Here is a 15448-nt window from a genome sequence, read left to right on the forward strand (position 1 = left end):
AAACCGCCCCTTACCTGCGGTGTTCCCTCAGGTAAGAGGCGGTTTCACGTGGTGGAGGTGGCGGGAATCGAACCCGCGTCCTTCAACCCCAAGTCAGGGCTTCTCCGGGCGCAGCCTGCTGTGTTTTTCTCAGCCCCGGCGATCACGCAGGCAAGTCGCCGACGGGCTCAGCCACTGTTAGATTTCCCGATCTCCCCCGTGGCCGGGTCGACCGGTTGAGCCTTCTAGCGATGCCAGACACCGGGCCGAAGGCGCTCCCGGGCTGACAGTGGCTTCGCTGCTCAGGCAGCGAGGGCCAGGGAGTCCCTGGCCGCCACAGTGCTCTTGGAATTGGCACTTGTTGTTTGCGGTCACAGGATTAACGAGGTTATGTCCGCAGTCCTCGGCCCGCTTCACCTGGCTTGCAAGGCCAAAGTCGAAGCCAGTCACCCCCTGTGCAGTTGTCAACACATCTCGCGAAAGAGCTGCGCGACACGAATGTACAGGGGACAACGCCCTTCGCGCCAACTTAATTCCCTTATGGCGAAACCCCCGGGAGCGTGGCACGGTGGCACGCGCTCCCGGGGGCCGACCGGCAGGGTCGAGCCGGTCCGGACGGCAGGACTTCCCCCGAGATGAAGTCCTGATCTCATCACGGCGACTGGATCCGCAACCCCCCGAGCGGGCCCAGTCACTCAGTAAGACGCAGCCGACAGCCCGCATGGTTGCTCGGCGTCACGATTTTCTCACCATGGGTGTCGAGCGCCTGCCCTGCCGCCCTCACGAACTGCGCAGGGCCGCGAAGAAGCTGCCCGCCACCGCGCCGGCGTCGTGGTTCTTCGCCAGCACCGCGATCGCCACGTCCCCCTGCCAGCCGACGAACCAGGTGTGCTCGTCGCCCGCCGTCGCCGTCACGCCGTAGACCTTGCCCTTGCCCGCCTGGGCGGGCGTGCCGACCGCGCCGGACCGCATCATCGCCGTCAGCGCCGAGCGGACCTTGGGATCGACGGGCACCGGCGCGGGCTGTGCGGTCGGGACGACCTCGGCCGCGGGATCCGGCGACTTGGGCTCGGTGACCAGCACGGGCGGATGCCAGGTGCCCGAGGCGACGGCGGCGGCCACCAGCGCCATGCTGAGCGGGCTCACCTCGACGTTCTGGCCCGCGATCGCCTTGGCCTTGTCGGCGTCACCGGTCAGTTCGGGCAGGGTGCCGCTGAACGACTTGAGCGGCAGCCGCCATGGCTGCCCGATGCCGTAGGCCTTGGCGCTCTTGGCGAGGTCGTCGGCGGTGACCCGGCGGGCGAGCGAGGCCAGCGCGGTCACGCATCCCTTGGCGAAGTGTTCGCGGAACGTGGCCGACTGCGTCGTGCCGGCGCTCCCGCCGGAGTTGGCGAACGTCGCGCCCCCGACGGTGCGCTCCTGCGGGCAGGCCAGCCGCTGTTTGGGGCTCACCCCGGACTTCAGCAGCGCGTCGGCGGCCACGATGGAGAACGCCGTGCCCGCGGGGAACTTGCCGGCCAGGGCTTGCTTCTCCTGGTGCAGGTTCTTGGTGCCGACCGCGCGGATCTCGCCGGTGTTGCGGTCGACGGCCACCAGCGCGCTGGTGTCGGTGAGGGACACCGCCCGCTCGGCCGCCGCCTGGACGGTGCGGTCGATCGTGGTCTTCACCGAGAGGTTGCGCCGGCCCGGCCACTCCTTCAGCAGGGCGACCTGCTCGCCGGTCTTGAGATCGAGAGTGATCACCTTGGTCTGCGTGGAGCCCGTCAGGTATTCCTGGTAGGCCTGCTGCAGGCCGCTCTTGCCGACCGAGTCGCCGGCCCGCTGCGGACCGCCGAGTTTCTGCTCGCTCTCCGGCGTGAGCGCGCTGACGGTGCCGACGATCTGCCGGGGCGCGTCGGGGTTGACCGGCTGGTCCTGCGGCTCGATCTCGATCCCGGCGATCGCGTCGAGCTTCGGCTGCATCGACTGATAGCGCGAGCGCCCGAACGTGACCAGTTGCACGAACTTGTCGGGCGGCGACGACCTGATGCGGCTCAGCAGGCGGTCCTGGGCGTAACCCGTGGCCTCGGACAGCTGAGCCACGACCTCCTCCGCCTTGCCGCCCAGCCTGGCGGGATAGACGCCCGCGACGTAGAGGACGGTGTCGGTCTGCAGCGAGTCTCCCGACCTGTCGAGAACCGGCTGGCGTGGCGTCGGGTCGGTGTCGACGGCGAAGCGCTGGCCCTCCTTGAGCTGCGGATGCAGCACGGACGGTGACCAGCGCACCTTCCACACCCCGTCGACCAGGTGCAGCGGCAGCACGCCGTCGTACTCCCAGAGCGGGTTGTTCTCCCCGAGATCGACCTCGGCGTGGAAACCGGCCCTGGACTCCTCGCCCGTCATGGTGACACTTGTGATCCTGAAGCGGAAGGAGGCGGCGTCGAGCTCCAGCTTGGCGTCGGCCAGCGCCTTGCGCACAGTGGCCAGGTCGCCGTCGGCGCGGCCGGCCGCCAGCCCGTAGTCGCCCGACTGCCAGCCCACGAGGAAGTCGCGCACCGCGTCGTGCGGCGACGGCTCCTCGAAACAGCCGGTCAGCATCGTGCTCGCGACCGCCAGCGTGAGGGTGGCGGTCACGGTGCGACGGGCGCGCCTCATCGGTGCGCCGAGGGTGCGGCGGGCGCGTGTCATGGGTGCGGTGCCACCGCCCTCATCGGGTGCGGTGCCGCAGCGCCCGCGCCATTTCGCGTTTGGCCTGCTGCTCCGCCAGTGCGTGCCGTTTGTCCCAGTCTTTCTTACCGCGCGCCAGGCCGATCTCGATCTTGGCCCGGCCGTCCTTGAAGTAGAGCACCAGCGGCACGATCGTGAGCCCGCCCTCCTTGGTCTTGGCGGCGAGCTTGTCGATCTCCTTGCGGTGCAGCAGCAGCTTGCGCTTGCGTCGGGCCGTGTGGTTGGTCCACGTGCCCTGCGTGTATTCGGGGATGTGCACGTTGAGCAGCCACGCTTCGCCGTTGTCGATGCTGGCGTAGCCGTCGACGAGCGAGGCGCGGCCCTCGCGGAGCGACTTGACCTCGGTGCCCTGCAGCACGAGCCCCGCCTCGAAGGTCTCGTCGACGTGGTAGTCGTGCCGAGCACGTTTGTTCTGGGCGATGACCTTCCGCCCGGTCTCACGTGGCATGCTTCCGACTTTACCGGCGGCCGGAGCGGCGGCGGCCCATCCGCGCGCGCATGACTAGACCCTGAGGTAACGGCGGAGCGTCACGAACGAGGCGAGCACACAGATCACGACGCCGATGACCATGGTGATCGTGATCGTCTGTGCCACGTCGTTCCAGCCCAGCTGGGAGGTGGCGTCCCCGAAGAAACTGCCGAGCTCCTCGAACAGGAAGACCTTGGCCATGATCAGGATGATCGCCGAGAACACGCCGCCGATCAGGCCGGCGATCACGCCCTCCATGACGAAGGGAAGCTGGATGTAGAGGTTGGACGCGCCGACCAGCCGCATGATGCCGGTCTCCCTGCGTCTGTTGAACGCCGACAGCCGGACCGTGTTGCCGATCAGCAGGGCGGCCGCCAGCACCAGAATGATCGCCACCGCCAGCGCGACGAAGGCGAGCCGGTCGAGCATCACGAAGAACGGGCCGATCAGCTCCTTCTGGTCGAGCACCTGCGCCACGCCCGGCTGGCCCTTCACCGCCTGGACGATCGGCTGGTAGTTGTCCGGATCGACCAGCTTGATGCGGAACGACTGCGGCATGTCCTCGACCTTGGCGGCGTCGACGAGGGCCTTGTTGGCGGAGTAGGAGTCCTTGAAGTTCTTGTACGCCGCCGTCTGGTTCTCGAAGTACACCTCCTTGACCCCAGGAATGCTCTTGATGTGTGTCTCGAGGGCCTTGATCTGGTTGCCGGTCGCCTCCTTGCCGTTGCACCCCGGCATGGCGGTCCCCTTGCCGCACAGGAAGACGGAGACCTCGACCTTGTCGTCCCAGTAGCCCTTCATCAGGCCGACTTGGGCGTTGATCATCAAGCCGACGCCCAGCATCGCCATACCGACCGCCACGGTGATGATCACCGCGATCGTCATGGTCAAGTTGCGACGGAGGCCGATCCAGACCTCGGAGAAGATGAAATTCGCCCGCATGTTCTGTCTGCAGCTCCCTGTCAGTACGCCTGGCCGTAAACGCCACGCGACTGGTCACGGACGATCTTGCCGTCCTCCAGCTCCACGACACGCTTGCGCATGGAGTCGACGATGGCCGCGTCGTGCGTGGCCATGACGACCGTGGTGCCAGTCCTGTTGATGCGGTCGAGCACCTTCATGATGCCGATGCTCGTCGCGGGGTCGATGTTGCCCGTCGGCTCGTCGGCCAGCAGGATCATCGGCCGGTTGACGAACGCTCGGGCCATGGCGACGCGCTGCTGCTCGCCGCCGGACAGCTCGTCGGGCATGCGGTGGGCCTTGCCTTCCAGGCCGACCAGCTCGATGACCTCGGGAACCACCTTGCGGATGAAACGCCGGGGTTTACCGATGACCTCGAGAGCGAACGCCACGTTCTCGTAGACGTTCTTGTTCGGGAGCAGCCGGAAGTCCTGGAACACGCAGCCGATGCGGCGGCGCAGGTGCGGCACCTTGAAGTTGGAGAGGCGGGACAGGTCTTTGCCTGCGACGTGGATCGCTCCGCCGTTGGGCCGCTCCTCCTTCAGGATCAGACGCAGGAACGTGGACTTGCCTGATCCCGAGGGACCGACGAGGAACACGAACTCGCCCTTGTCCACGTCTACGGATACGTGGTCGAGAGCGGGCCGGTTCTGGTTCGCGTAGACCTTGATGACATTATCGAAATGGATCACGAGAGCATCACGGCATGCCAGTCTAGGGGTCAGGACGGAAGCGAGGGTGGCATATGCCCACTTCCCGCCACTGGCCGACCGGGGGCGTCTTCTTTACCGACGATCGACGTTCCGATTGGCCAGACGACAGTCTAGAGGGAAGACTGGCATGGAACGTCCATAACGGAAACAAAACGATTGTGCGGCTAGACTTGGGGCTGTCATGAGCTGTGAACACCTCGTATGCGCGCAATGCGCCCACCCCGTCATCGAGGGACGCTGCCCCCTCTGCCGCGCCAGCAGAGAACGTATGCACCAGCACGGTTTCGCCGGGCTGTCACCCGCCGCGGTCGTCGCTTGCCTCGTCGTGCTGCTCTTCGTGAGCCTCGTGCTCAACCACCTATTCGGTGTCTGACTCCTGCCGCCGCATCCAGCGGATCTCCGACTCGATGAACGCGTCGAGGTCGCCGTCGAGCACCGCCGACGGGTTGCCCGCCTCGGTGTTGGTGCGCAGGTCCTTCACGATTTGGTAAGGGTGCAGCACGTAGTTGCGGATCTGCGTGCCCCATGACGTGGTGGACGCGCCGCGCAGCTCCGACATCTTCTCCGCCTCCTCCTGCCGCTTGCGCTCCAGCAGCTTGGCCTGGAGCACGTTCATGGCGGTGGCGCGGTTCTGCAGCTGCGAACGTTCGTTCTGGCAGGAGACGACGATGCCGGTCGGGATGTGCGTGATGCGCACCGCCGAGTCGGTCGTGTTGACGCCCTGGCCTCCCGGACCGCTCGAACGGTAGACATCGACGCGGATCTCGTCCTCGTTGATGTCGATGTGGTCGGTCTGCTCCACCACCGGCACGACGTCGACCCCGGCGAACGAGGTCTGCCTGCGCCCCTGGTTGTCGAACGGGCTGATGCGCACCAGACGGTGGGTGCCGTGCTCGCCCCGCAGCGTGCCGTAGGCGTAGGGGGCCTTGACCGCGAACGTGGCCGACTTGATGCCGGCCTCCTCCGCGTAGGAGGTGTCGTAGACCTCGGTGCCGTAGCCCTTGCGCTCGGCCCACCGGAGATACATCCGCAGCAACATCTCGGCCCAGTCGGCGGCGTCGACGCCACCGGCCTGGGAGTTGATCGTCACGAGCGCCTCGCGGGCGTCGTATTCGCCCGAGAGCAGGGTGCGGACCTCCATCGCGCCGATGTCGGACCGCAGCGTCTCGAGCTCCTTGTCGGCCTCGGCGCGCGTGTCGTCGTCGCTCTCCTCGGCCGCGAGCTCGTAGAGCACCGACAGGTCGTCGAGCCTGCGCGACAGGCCCTCGACGCGGTTGAGCTCGCCCTGCAGATGCGAGAGCTTGCTGGTGACCTTCTGCGCCAGGTCGGGGTCGTCCCACAGGTCAGGGGCGGCAACCTGCTGCTCCAGCTCGTCGATCTGCTTGCGCATCGCGTCGAGGTCGAGCACGTCCTGGATGCTGCGGAGCGTCCCCGCGAGCTCGTTGATCTCTTCTGCCGGATCCATACCTGCCACGCTTCCCTACACTAGCCTCCTCCGGGGACTTCACCTCCCAAGCGGCCCCTGTCCGGCTCTGACGACCCGCGGACCGGTGTCGGGGGCCTCGGCGCGTCCCCGGCGCGAATACCATGGATCAGGTGCGCGTACATGGTCGGCGAACAACGCTGGCGCTCGCCGCCGGCTTGCTTGCCGCGGTGACCGCCTGCAGCGGTGATGCCCAGCCACGAGCGACCCCCACCAGCTCCGCCGCCGCCGCGACCTCCTCCCCCTCGCCGTCGCCCGACGAGCCCGAGGTCACGCGGACCGAGGCGGCCGAGGTGTTCGCCGAGGTCACCCTCTCCGAAGACGTGCTGAGGGTGAAGAGCGACCTGCAGGGGCGGCTCGGGCTGGCCGTCGACCTCACGGACGGCGGGCAGACCCGCATCACCGTGGCCGACTACCTGTCCACCGACTACGCGCCGCGCCGCTACACGTGGGGGTCGCCGACCCTGTTCGTGCCCAGGTTCGAGCAGGGCGAAGGGTCACCGTGGTTCAGCGCGCTGGCGACCCGCGACGGCCGTCCGACGCTCCTGACGTTCACCCGGTCCGACCGCTGGCGCATCAGCTCGGCGGCCCAGCTCCTGCCCGGGCAGAAGCTGCCGGAGATCGAGTTCGACGCCGACGGCTACGCCGGCGCGGTCGGCTCCGACGACAAGACCGTCACGATCAGCCCGCAGTTCATGGGGCCCGTGCACGCCAGCGTGGCCGAGACCGGCACCGCCGGGGTCACCGCCGGGCTCATCGCCGCGGGGCCGTACACGACGGAGATAGCCGAGCAGATCGCCTCCCGCCGCGAGGACGCCAAGGCCGAGGGCTTCAGCTACGACTCGATCTTCAGCGCCGACAACTACCCGGTCTACGCGCTGCGCACCGAGGACGGCGGGGCGCTGATCCAATACTCCCTGTCCAGGACCACGACCACGACGACGCGCACGGCCGAGGACGACTACATCCCCGTGCCCAAGTCGGCCAGGTGGGCGATCAGCACGCCGGTGCTGCGCCGCACGCTGCGACTGGTCGAAACCCACCAGTACGCGACCGCCGTGCCTCCCCTCACCGCGCCCAAGGCCGCCGCCGTCATCGCCCACGACGGCGCACTCACGCGCGCCACCGGAACCTGATCCTTCCTCCATCTTTTACGGCACCGCCTACGGACCCGCACGCTCCGTAGAGCCTCCCGTCCGTCATGGCCGGTCGTGAAGGCTCACGGGTTGCTCACCGTGACGAGCGTGACGCGGGCCGTCTTCTTCGCCGAATCCTTGACCGGGTCGATGTCCTTCGTCCAGTTGCCGCCGGTCGGGCTTCTTTGTCGAGTTCCCCACCGGTTGACATGTTCTGTGAGGGGGCGGGCGAGGTTGGCGCCTGCCCCCTCCGGGTCAGGACTCTCTGTAGGGGAGGTTGCTCGCGGACACCAGCGTGCGGATGGCGCGCAGGGCCACCGAGAGGGTGGCCAGGTCGAAGGTGTCGCTCTCCCAGATCTCCGACAACGTCTGCCGGGCCCGGGAGACGGCCGCCGTGTTGGCCTCCGTCCACCTGGCCAGCCGTTCCTCCGGCGACAGGCCCGACTTGCTGTGGGCCAGCACGTCACGGGTCAGGGAGGCGTGCGCCGCGTAGAGGTCGTCGCGCAGGGCCGAGCGGGCCATCGAGTTCCACCGGTTGTCCCTGGGCAGCGCGATGATGCGTTCCCTGATGCGGGCCAGCTGCAGCCGGTCGGCCAGGTCGAAGTAGACCTCCGCCGCCTCGTGAACCGGGCGGTCGGTCAACGAGGAGATCTCGACCAGGTCCAGCATCGAGTACGCGGGCACCATGGCGGCCGTGCGCTCGGCCAGCTCCGGCGGCACGCCCCTGGCGAGGAACGAGTCGCGCCGGTCCTCGTAGGCGGCCAGGTCGGGGCCGGTCAGCAGCTTGGGGATGTGGGAGACCACGCCGTTGACCGGCTTCATGAAGAAGGCGACCGACCCGGCGAGGTCCAGCGGCGGCCGGCGGTTGACCAGCAGCCAGCGGGTGCCGCGCTCGGCCAGCTTGCGGGCCTCCAGCAACATGGCGATCTGGGTCGCCGTGTCCACCTGCTTGTCCAGCGCCTCCACGTCCCTGTGGAAGCTCGGCAGGTCGAAGACCTCGCGCGCCACGAGGTAGGCGCGCACGATGTCGGGCGCCGAGGCGCCGGTCTCCTCGCCGAAGCGGAACATGAACGTGGTGCCCATGGAGTTGACCAGCTCGTTCACCACGCAGGTGGTGATGATCTCCCGGCGGAGCGGATGGGCGTCCATGTAGGTGCGGAACCGCTCGCGCAGCGCCGACGGGAAGTACGACACCAGCCACGAGGCGAGATAGGGGTCGTCGGGCAGGTCGGAGGCGAGCACCTCGGCGTCGACGGTCAGCTTGGTGTAGGCCAGCAGCACGGCGAACTCGGGAGCGGTCAGGCCGAGCCTGGCCTGCCGGCGCTCGGCCAGCTGCTTGTCGGACGGCAGGAACTCCAGCTCCCGGTTGATCAGCCCTTCGCGCTCCAGCCGCCGCAGGTAGCGGGCGTGGATGTGGAGCATCTCGACGGCCTGGGCGCGGGCGGCGGCGAGAACCACGTTCTGGGCGTGGTTGTCGCGCAGCACCAGCCGGGCGACCTCGTCCGTCATCGAGGTGAAGACCTGGTTGCGCTGCTTGTCGGTCAGCTCGCCGTCGCGGACGACCTGGTCGAGCAGGATCTTGATGTTCACCTCGTGGTCGGAGGTGTCGACGCCGGCCGAGTTGTCGATGAAGTCGGTGTTGATGAGTCCGCCGTTCAGCGCGAACTCTATGCGGGCCAGCTGGGTGACGCCCAGGTTGCCGCCCTCGCCCACGACCTTGCAGCGCAGTTCGGCGGCGTCGACCCTGAGCGCGTCGTTGGCCTTGTCGCCCACGTCGACGTTGGACTCGGAGCCCGCCTTGACGTAGGTGCCGATGCCGCCGTTCCACAGCAGGTCGACGGGGGCCCGCAGGATGGCGCTGATGAGGTCGTTCGGGGGCATGGAGGTGACACCCGCGGGGATGCCGAGCGCCTCGCGCATCTGGGGCGTGATCGGGATGGACTTGGCGGTGCGCGAGAAGACGCCGCCGCCTTCCGAGATCAGCGTGGCGTCGTAGTCCTCCCAGGAGCTGCGCGGCAGCTCGAACAGGCGCCGGCGTTCGCCGTACGAGCGGGCGGCGTCGGGGCTGGGGTCGACGAAGATGTGGCGGTGGTCGAACGCGGCCACCAGCCGGATGTGCTGCGACAGCAGCATGCCGTTGCCGAACACGTCGCCGGACATGTCGCCCACGCCGACCACGGTGAAGTCGGTGGTCTGCACGTCCACGCCCATGGTGCGGAAGTGGTATTTGACCGACTCCCACGCGCCGCGGGCGGTGATGCCCATGGCCTTGTGGTCGTAACCGATGGAGCCGCCGGAGGCGAAGGCGTCGCCCAGCCAGAAGTCGTACTTCTTGGCGACGGCGTTGGCGATGTCGGAGAACGTCGCGGTGCCCTTGTCGGCGGCCACGACGAGGTAGGTGTCGGTGCCGTCGTGCCTGACCACGTCGGGTGGCGGGACAACCTGGCCGTCCACAAGGTTGTCGGTGACGTCGAGCAGACCGGAGATGAACATGCGGTAGCAGGCCACACCCTCGGCCTGAAGGTCCTCCCGCTTTCCGGACAAAGGCGGCCGTTTAACGACAAACCCGCCCTTGGACCCGGTCGGGACAATAACGGTATTTTTCACCATCTGGGCCTTAACCAGACCGAGGATTTCCGTACGGAAGTCCTCCATTCGGTCAGACCACCGCAAACCACCGCGCGCCACTTTCCCGAACCGGAGATGCACGCCCTCGACCCGAGGCGAGTACACGAATATCTCGAACTTGGGCCGCGGAAGCGGCAGGACGCTGATGGCCTCCGGGTCAAACTTGAGCGATATGTACTCTTTTCGCCGCCCATCTACCGTCTGAAAGTAGTTCGTCCGCAGCGTGGCCTGGATCATCTCCAGGTAGGCCCGCAACACGCGGTCCTCGTCCAGCGAGGCCACCTCGTCGAGCGCGCCCAGGATCTCCTCGTGGATCGCGTCGGCCAGTTCGGTGCGCACGTCGTCGGGCCGCCTCGGATCGTGCCGGGCCTCGAACAGGTTGACGAGCAGCCGCGCCAGCCGCACGTTGCCCATGAGGACCCGCTCCATGTACGACTGCGAGAACGTGCTGCCCGCCTGGCGCAGGTATTTCGCGTAGGCCCGCAGGATCTCGACCTCTTCCCAGGTCAGGCCGGCGCTCAGGATGAGCGAGTTGAAGTCGTCGGCCTGCACCCGGCCCGTCCACAGGGCGGTGAGCCCGTCCTGGAAGAGCTGCTTGAAGTCCTCCCTGCCGACCTCGTCGGACGGGGTGTAGCGCAGCCCGAAGTCGTAGATCCAGGCGTTCTTGGTGCTCGGGTCGTTGTCGCGGTCGACCTCGTACGGACGCTCGTCGACCACCTCGACGCCGAGCCGCTGGATGAGCGGCAGCACCTTCGACAGCGAGATGGGCGAGCCGACCCGGTAGATCTTGAGCCGCCGCTCCCCCTCGGCCGCGTCGTACGGCTCGTAGAGGTTGAGACCCACCTCCTGCTCGTCGTCCGCGTCGACGAGCTCCTCCAGCCGCTGCAGGTCGACCACGGCAACCTTGGGCGGGAAGTCCGCTTTGTACCCCTCGGGGAAGGCGGAGGCGTACCTGCGGATGAGGCCGGGCGCCTCCTCCTCCGAGGTCAGCTCGATGAGCGCGGAGGCCAGGTCGTCCTCCCAGGAGCGGGTGATGGCGGCCAGCCGCGCCTCCAGCTCCTCCACGTCCACGCTCGGCGGCGGCAGCTGCTTGCCCCGCTCGCCCCGCACGACCACGTGCAGGCGGGCCAGCACCGACTCGCCGATCATGGCGCTGTAGTCGAGCGACGTGCCGCCCAGGGCCTTGAGCAGCACCTCCTGCATCTTCAGCCGGACCTTGGTGGTGTAGCGGTCGCGCGGCAGGTAGATCAGGCAGGAGATGTAGCGGCCGTAGTCGTCGCGCCGCAGGAACAACTTGACCTGCTTGCGCTCGCGCAGCCGCAGCACGCCCAGCGCGATGGGCAGCAGCTCGTCCAGCGAGGTCTGGAAAAGCTCGTCGCGCGGGAACGTCTCGAGGATCTCGATGAGGTCCTTGCCGTCGTGGCTGTCGGACGCCAGCCCGGCCTGTTCGAGGACGTCGGCCAGCTTGCGCCTGAGCACGGGGATCCGGGAGATCGACTCGTTGTAGGCCACGTGGGTGAACAGGCCGAGGAAGCGCCGCTCCCCGATCACCTCGCCCTCCGGCGAGAAGACCTTGACGCCGATGTAGTCGAGGTAGGTGGCGCGGTGCACGGTGGCCCGGGAGTTGGCCTTGGTGATGATCATGAGGTGCTTCTCGCGGGCCCTGGCCCGCACCTCGGGAGGCAGCGCGGAGAAGCTGCCGGAGCCGACCCTGTCGTCGCGCAGGATGCCCAGCGCCGCGCCCGGCAGCGCGCGCAGCGTCTCGCCCTCGTCGGTGTGCTCCAGCCGGTATTCGCGGTAGCCGAGGAAGGTGAAATGCCCGTCGGCGAGCCAGCGCAGCAGGTCGATGCTGTCCTCGACCTCCGCGGGCTCCAGCGGCGGCGGGTTCATGCTCAGGTCTTCCGCGGTCTGGACGGCCAGCGCCCGCATCTTCCTGAAGTCCTCAACGGCGTGCCGCACGTCGGAGAGCACCCGCAGCAGGTCGTTCTCCAGAGCCTTGAGCACCTGCGGGTCGGACTGCCGGTCGATCTCGATGTGCATCCACGACTCGACCAGCATCTGGCCGGTGACGTCCTGCTGGTCGGGGCGGAGCATCCGGCCCGTCATGTCGCGGCGCACCCGCATCTGCGGATGGACGAGCAGGTGCATGCCCAGGCCGTGGCGGTCGAGCTCCATCGTCACCGAGTCGACCAGGAAAGGCATGTCGTCGGTGACCACCTCGACGACCGAGTGCCCGGGATCCCAGCCGTTCTCCTCGATCGTCGGGCTGAAGGCCCGGACCACCGGCCTGCCCTGCGGGCGGACCTCGGCCAGTTGCCTCTGCGACATCGCGGGGCCGTACACGTCAACGGGGTTGCGGTCGAGCAGGTCTTCCGGCGCGACGTGCCGGTAGTAGAGCCGGAGGAAGGACAGCGCCTCGTCGGCGCCCATGTGCTCCGTGCTCGTCGCGCAGATCTCGGCGGCTCGCTGGAGCAGCTCATCCTTGGCCTCGTCGAGCGGCATTTCGCTCTCACTCCTTTGTGAGGGTTCGCCATGGCTGTTCATAGCCAGGCCCTTAGTTCCCACAGCAGCGGGAAGTAGTGCAGGCGCGTTCTACCGCGCAGATAGGGGGCACCCGTCGAGCCGCCGGTGCCCGACTTGGTGCCGATCTGGCGTTCGACCATCTGAACATGACGCATCCGCCACAACGCTGTGGTCTCGTCGTGGGTCAGCAGGTCTTCTGCCAGTTGCCACAGGTCGTCGTGGGACCTGCGGTCTCTCGCCACGGTCAGCAGCGAGTCCATGATCTCATCGTCGGAGACCGGCAGGCCGCGCAGGGAGAGCGCGCGGAGATAGGCGTCCCACAGCGTGGGCTCCGACAACCTGCGGCGCAGTCTGGCGAGGTCGGCCTCCTCGGCGTGCCGGAAGCTGCCGAGGTAGCGCTCGTCCTTCAGCCCGGACAGGAACTCGAGCTCCCGGAACTGCACGGACTGGAACCCGCTGGCGGGCTCCAGCATCGAGCGGAAGGCGAGAAAGTCCTGGGGCGTCATCGTCTCCAGCACCTCGACCTGCTCGACCAGCACCCGCTCGACCGCGTGCACCCGCCGGAACAGGTGTCTGGCCTGCCACAGCTCGCCCGAGGACATGGCCTCGCGGACCGACTCCAGCTCGTGGAGCAGCAGCTTGAACCACAGCTCGTAGACCTGGTGGACGGTGATGAACAGCAGCTCGTCAGGGGCCTGCGACTGCGGCTGCTGCTGCGCGAGCAACGCGGGCAGGCGGAGGTAACCACCGTAGGACAGCCGGCCGCCTTCCTCGCCGAACCGCCGATGCGGGGGACGGGGCGCATCGTCGTCGACGGCCACCGAACACCTCCCCCCGATCGCCCGGCGTTGCCGCCGGGCGCACGAATTGCCGTACCCGATACCACCTGAAAAGGGGATAGACGTCAACGTGACATCGACATCGGGGGGTCGTCGTCGGAGGTCGAGGAGGCGTTCTTGAGCTCATCGAGCTGGTCCGGCAGCTCGGCGAGCTCCAGCAGCTCCGCCTGGCATCGCTCACATGTGTCGAGGTGGCGTTCGAAGGCCTCGTGCTCCTCTTCATCGAGGACGCCGAGGACGTAGGCGGCCACCCCGTCATGCATCAGCCGGCTACCCCCTTGTCCCGCAGCAGTTCGCGGAGAGCCCGGATCCCGTAGTAGAGCCGGGACTTCACCGTGCCCGGCGGGATCCCCAGAATCTCCGCCGCCTCACTTATCGTACGGTCTCGAAGGTAGGTCTGCTCAATGACTTCGCGGTGTTCCGCGGACAGGGACCGGAGGGCGTCCGCGACGACCATCGCCGACAGAGCCCGATCCGAACCGTCCGGCACCGCCATCATGTCGACTTCGGGTGGTTCGACCTCCTGCGGCCGAACACTCTTCCGCCGACGACCATCAATGACTATGCGACGGGCCACGGTTAGCAGCCACGCCCATATAAGGCTTGGTTCCCATTGCAGTCTTGCCGAGTTCCGCCAGGCCCGGACGAGCGTCTCCTGCACCACGTCTTCGGCCCACTGAAGGTCATTACCTGTGGATTTGCGGACGTGTCGCAGCAGAGGGCCGCCGAACTCCTGGTAAAGCACCGCGATGCGGTGCTCCGCCTCGGCATCCGCACTCTCGAACCTGCCGTCGAGGTGACCTAGCACGGGGCACATCTTTACACCTTCGTTATCCAAGCGGTAGCCACTCCGATAACTCCAGTCATTTCTAACTATCTCCGGCCATAGGTGAACCAGTGCCGTGAACCCCGCGTACCTCCGACCATGCACAGGCTTTTGCGCGGCGAGGTGTTCATGCTCGGCGGCTTCGTCGTGGCGGCCGCGGTGACGATCCTGCTGGTCATGCCACCGGTGATCGATCCCGCTGCCGCCCAGTGGGCGCAGACGTCCACCGGGCCACTCACGGCTGCCGACCGCGACCTGCTGGTCAAGGTGCGGCAGGCCGGTCTCTGGGAGATGCCCGCAGGCGAGTACGCCAAGACCCGCGCCGAGTCCCAACGTGTCAAGGAAGTCGGCAGGCTGATCATGGAAGATCACATGAAGCTCGACCTGCTGACCCGTCAGGTCGCGAAGAAACTGGGCGTGGCCCTGCCGGACGAACCCAGCCCGCAGCAGCAGAGCTGGATGGCCCAGCTCGCCGCGGAGAGCGGGCCCGCCTTCGACAAGGACTACGCCAACCTGCTGCGTGACGCACACGGCAAGGTCTTCACCGTCATCGCGGCGGTGCGGTCCGGAACACGCAACTCCGAGATCAGGAAGTTCTCCGAGGACTGCATGAGGTTCGTCATGAGGCACATGGCGCTGCTGGAGTCCACCGGCCTGGTCAACCACAACGCCCTGCCGGAACCTCCCACGCCCGCGCCAGCTCCACCCGTCGCGATGGCGGTCGATTCGAGGAGACACACATGAGGAGATCCAGACGCATGGCCGCGGCCGTGTCGGCCCTGGCCGTGACGGCGAGCGGGCTGGTGTCCGCGGCCGTCATCGGGGTAGGCCCGGCACGCGCCGAAATCTGCGACCCCGGCGAGTCCTCGTCGCAGAACCAGGAACAGCGGGATCAAAATCAGCGGCGAGACTCCGACCAGCGGAACAGGAACGGGCGCGACCAAGGCCAGGACCGCGGCCGGCAGGATCCGAACCAGAACCAGAGATCCCAGGACCCCGACCAGAACCAGGGCCAGGACCGGCAGAACCCGAACCAGGACCCCAACCAGGACCCCAACCAGGACCCCAACCAGGACCAGGGTCAGGGCCAGGACCAGGGTCAGCAGGACGCCGACCAGCAGGCCCCCCAGGGCGGCGGCGTCGCGGTGGCCGCTCCGGCCGACCCGGACGACACAGCCCGCGCCCC

General features: G+C 67.7%; 11 protein-coding genes, 1 other RNA gene and 1 pseudogene. 3 read left to right on the forward strand and 10 right to left on the reverse strand.

The window, feature by feature from the left end; all coding sequences use genetic code 11:
• Positions 1 to 49: 49 nt before the first annotated feature.
• The 6 genes from ssrA to prfB all read right to left on the reverse strand — a co-directional run bounded on the left by ssrA (position 50) and on the right by prfB (position 6301).
• Positions 50 to 433: a transfer-messenger RNA gene (ssrA, locus tag GUY59_RS19920) on the reverse strand.
• A gap of 326 nt (positions 434 to 759) precedes the next feature.
• Positions 760 to 2613 (reverse strand): penicillin-binding transpeptidase domain-containing protein, encoded by a 1854-nt coding sequence (locus tag GUY59_RS19925; RefSeq protein ID WP_138202552.1) that lies wholly within the window; start codon positions 2611 to 2613, stop codon positions 760 to 762.
• Positions 2614 to 2665: 52 nt separating this feature from the next.
• Positions 2666 to 3133 carry an SsrA-binding protein SmpB gene (smpB, locus tag GUY59_RS19930; protein WP_132333663.1) on the reverse strand — a complete coding sequence of 156 codons (468 nt, stop codon included), beginning with the start codon at positions 3131 to 3133 and terminating at the stop codon, positions 2666 to 2668.
• Positions 3134 to 3187: 54 nt separating this feature from the next.
• Entirely contained in the window at positions 3188 to 4096 is a 909-nt protein-coding gene (gene ftsX / locus GUY59_RS19935; RefSeq protein WP_138202551.1) for a permease-like cell division protein FtsX, read from the reverse strand.
• A 20-nt stretch (positions 4097 to 4116) separates the two neighbouring features.
• On the reverse strand, positions 4117 to 4806 hold the full coding sequence (gene ftsE / locus GUY59_RS19940) for a cell division ATP-binding protein FtsE (RefSeq protein ID WP_132333661.1): 690 nt from the start codon (positions 4804 to 4806) through the stop codon (positions 4117 to 4119).
• 379 nt (positions 4807 to 5185) lie between these two features.
• Positions 5186 to 6301: a peptide chain release factor 2 gene (prfB, locus tag GUY59_RS19945; RefSeq protein WP_132333659.1), complete on the reverse strand. Its 1116-nt coding sequence runs from the start codon at positions 6299 to 6301 to the stop codon at positions 5186 to 5188.
• A gap of 122 nt (positions 6302 to 6423) precedes the next feature.
• Here prfB and GUY59_RS19950 point away from each other — a divergent pair, with 122 nt between their 5' ends.
• Positions 6424 to 7446, forward strand: coding sequence for a hypothetical protein (locus tag GUY59_RS19950; RefSeq protein WP_138202549.1), 1023 nt, complete (start codon positions 6424 to 6426; stop codon positions 7444 to 7446).
• 255 nt (positions 7447 to 7701) lie between these two features.
• Here GUY59_RS19950 and GUY59_RS19955 read toward each other — a convergent pair whose 3' ends face one another.
• From GUY59_RS19955 to GUY59_RS19970, 4 genes are all read right to left on the reverse strand, one after another.
• Positions 7702 to 12576 (reverse strand): NAD-glutamate dehydrogenase, encoded by a 4875-nt coding sequence (locus GUY59_RS19955; RefSeq protein WP_138202548.1) that lies wholly within the window; start codon positions 12574 to 12576, stop codon positions 7702 to 7704.
• Positions 12577 to 12614: 38 nt separating this feature from the next.
• Positions 12615 to 13418 (reverse strand): tryptophan 2,3-dioxygenase, encoded by an 804-nt coding sequence (locus GUY59_RS19960; protein WP_138202547.1) that lies wholly within the window; start codon positions 13416 to 13418, stop codon positions 12615 to 12617.
• Positions 13419 to 13501: 83 nt separating this feature from the next.
• Complete coding sequence (locus GUY59_RS19965) at positions 13502 to 13699, reverse strand: zf-HC2 domain-containing protein (RefSeq protein WP_132333655.1); 198 nt, start codon at positions 13697 to 13699, stop codon at positions 13502 to 13504.
• Entirely contained in the window at positions 13699 to 14244 is a 546-nt protein-coding gene (locus GUY59_RS19970; protein WP_132333685.1) for a sigma-70 family RNA polymerase sigma factor, read from the reverse strand. Before GUY59_RS19970 ends, GUY59_RS19965 begins: the two co-directional genes overlap by 1 nt.
• Positions 14245 to 14361: 117 nt before the next feature.
• Here GUY59_RS19970 and GUY59_RS19975 point away from each other — a divergent pair, with 117 nt between their 5' ends.
• Both GUY59_RS19975 and GUY59_RS19980 read left to right on the forward strand, forming a co-directional pair.
• Positions 14362 to 15006, forward strand: coding sequence for a DUF4142 domain-containing protein (locus GUY59_RS19975; RefSeq protein WP_138202546.1), 645 nt, complete (start codon positions 14362 to 14364; stop codon positions 15004 to 15006).
• Positions 15003 to 15448: pseudogene (locus GUY59_RS19980) on the forward strand (hypothetical protein); the annotation flags it as partial. The gene GUY59_RS19975 and the pseudogene GUY59_RS19980, both read left to right, overlap by 4 nt.

Origin of the sequence: Nonomuraea sp. K271, assembly GCF_009908215.1 — a bacterium.
GTDB classification, from domain to species: Bacteria; Actinomycetota; Actinomycetes; order Streptosporangiales; family Streptosporangiaceae; genus Nonomuraea; species Nonomuraea longispora.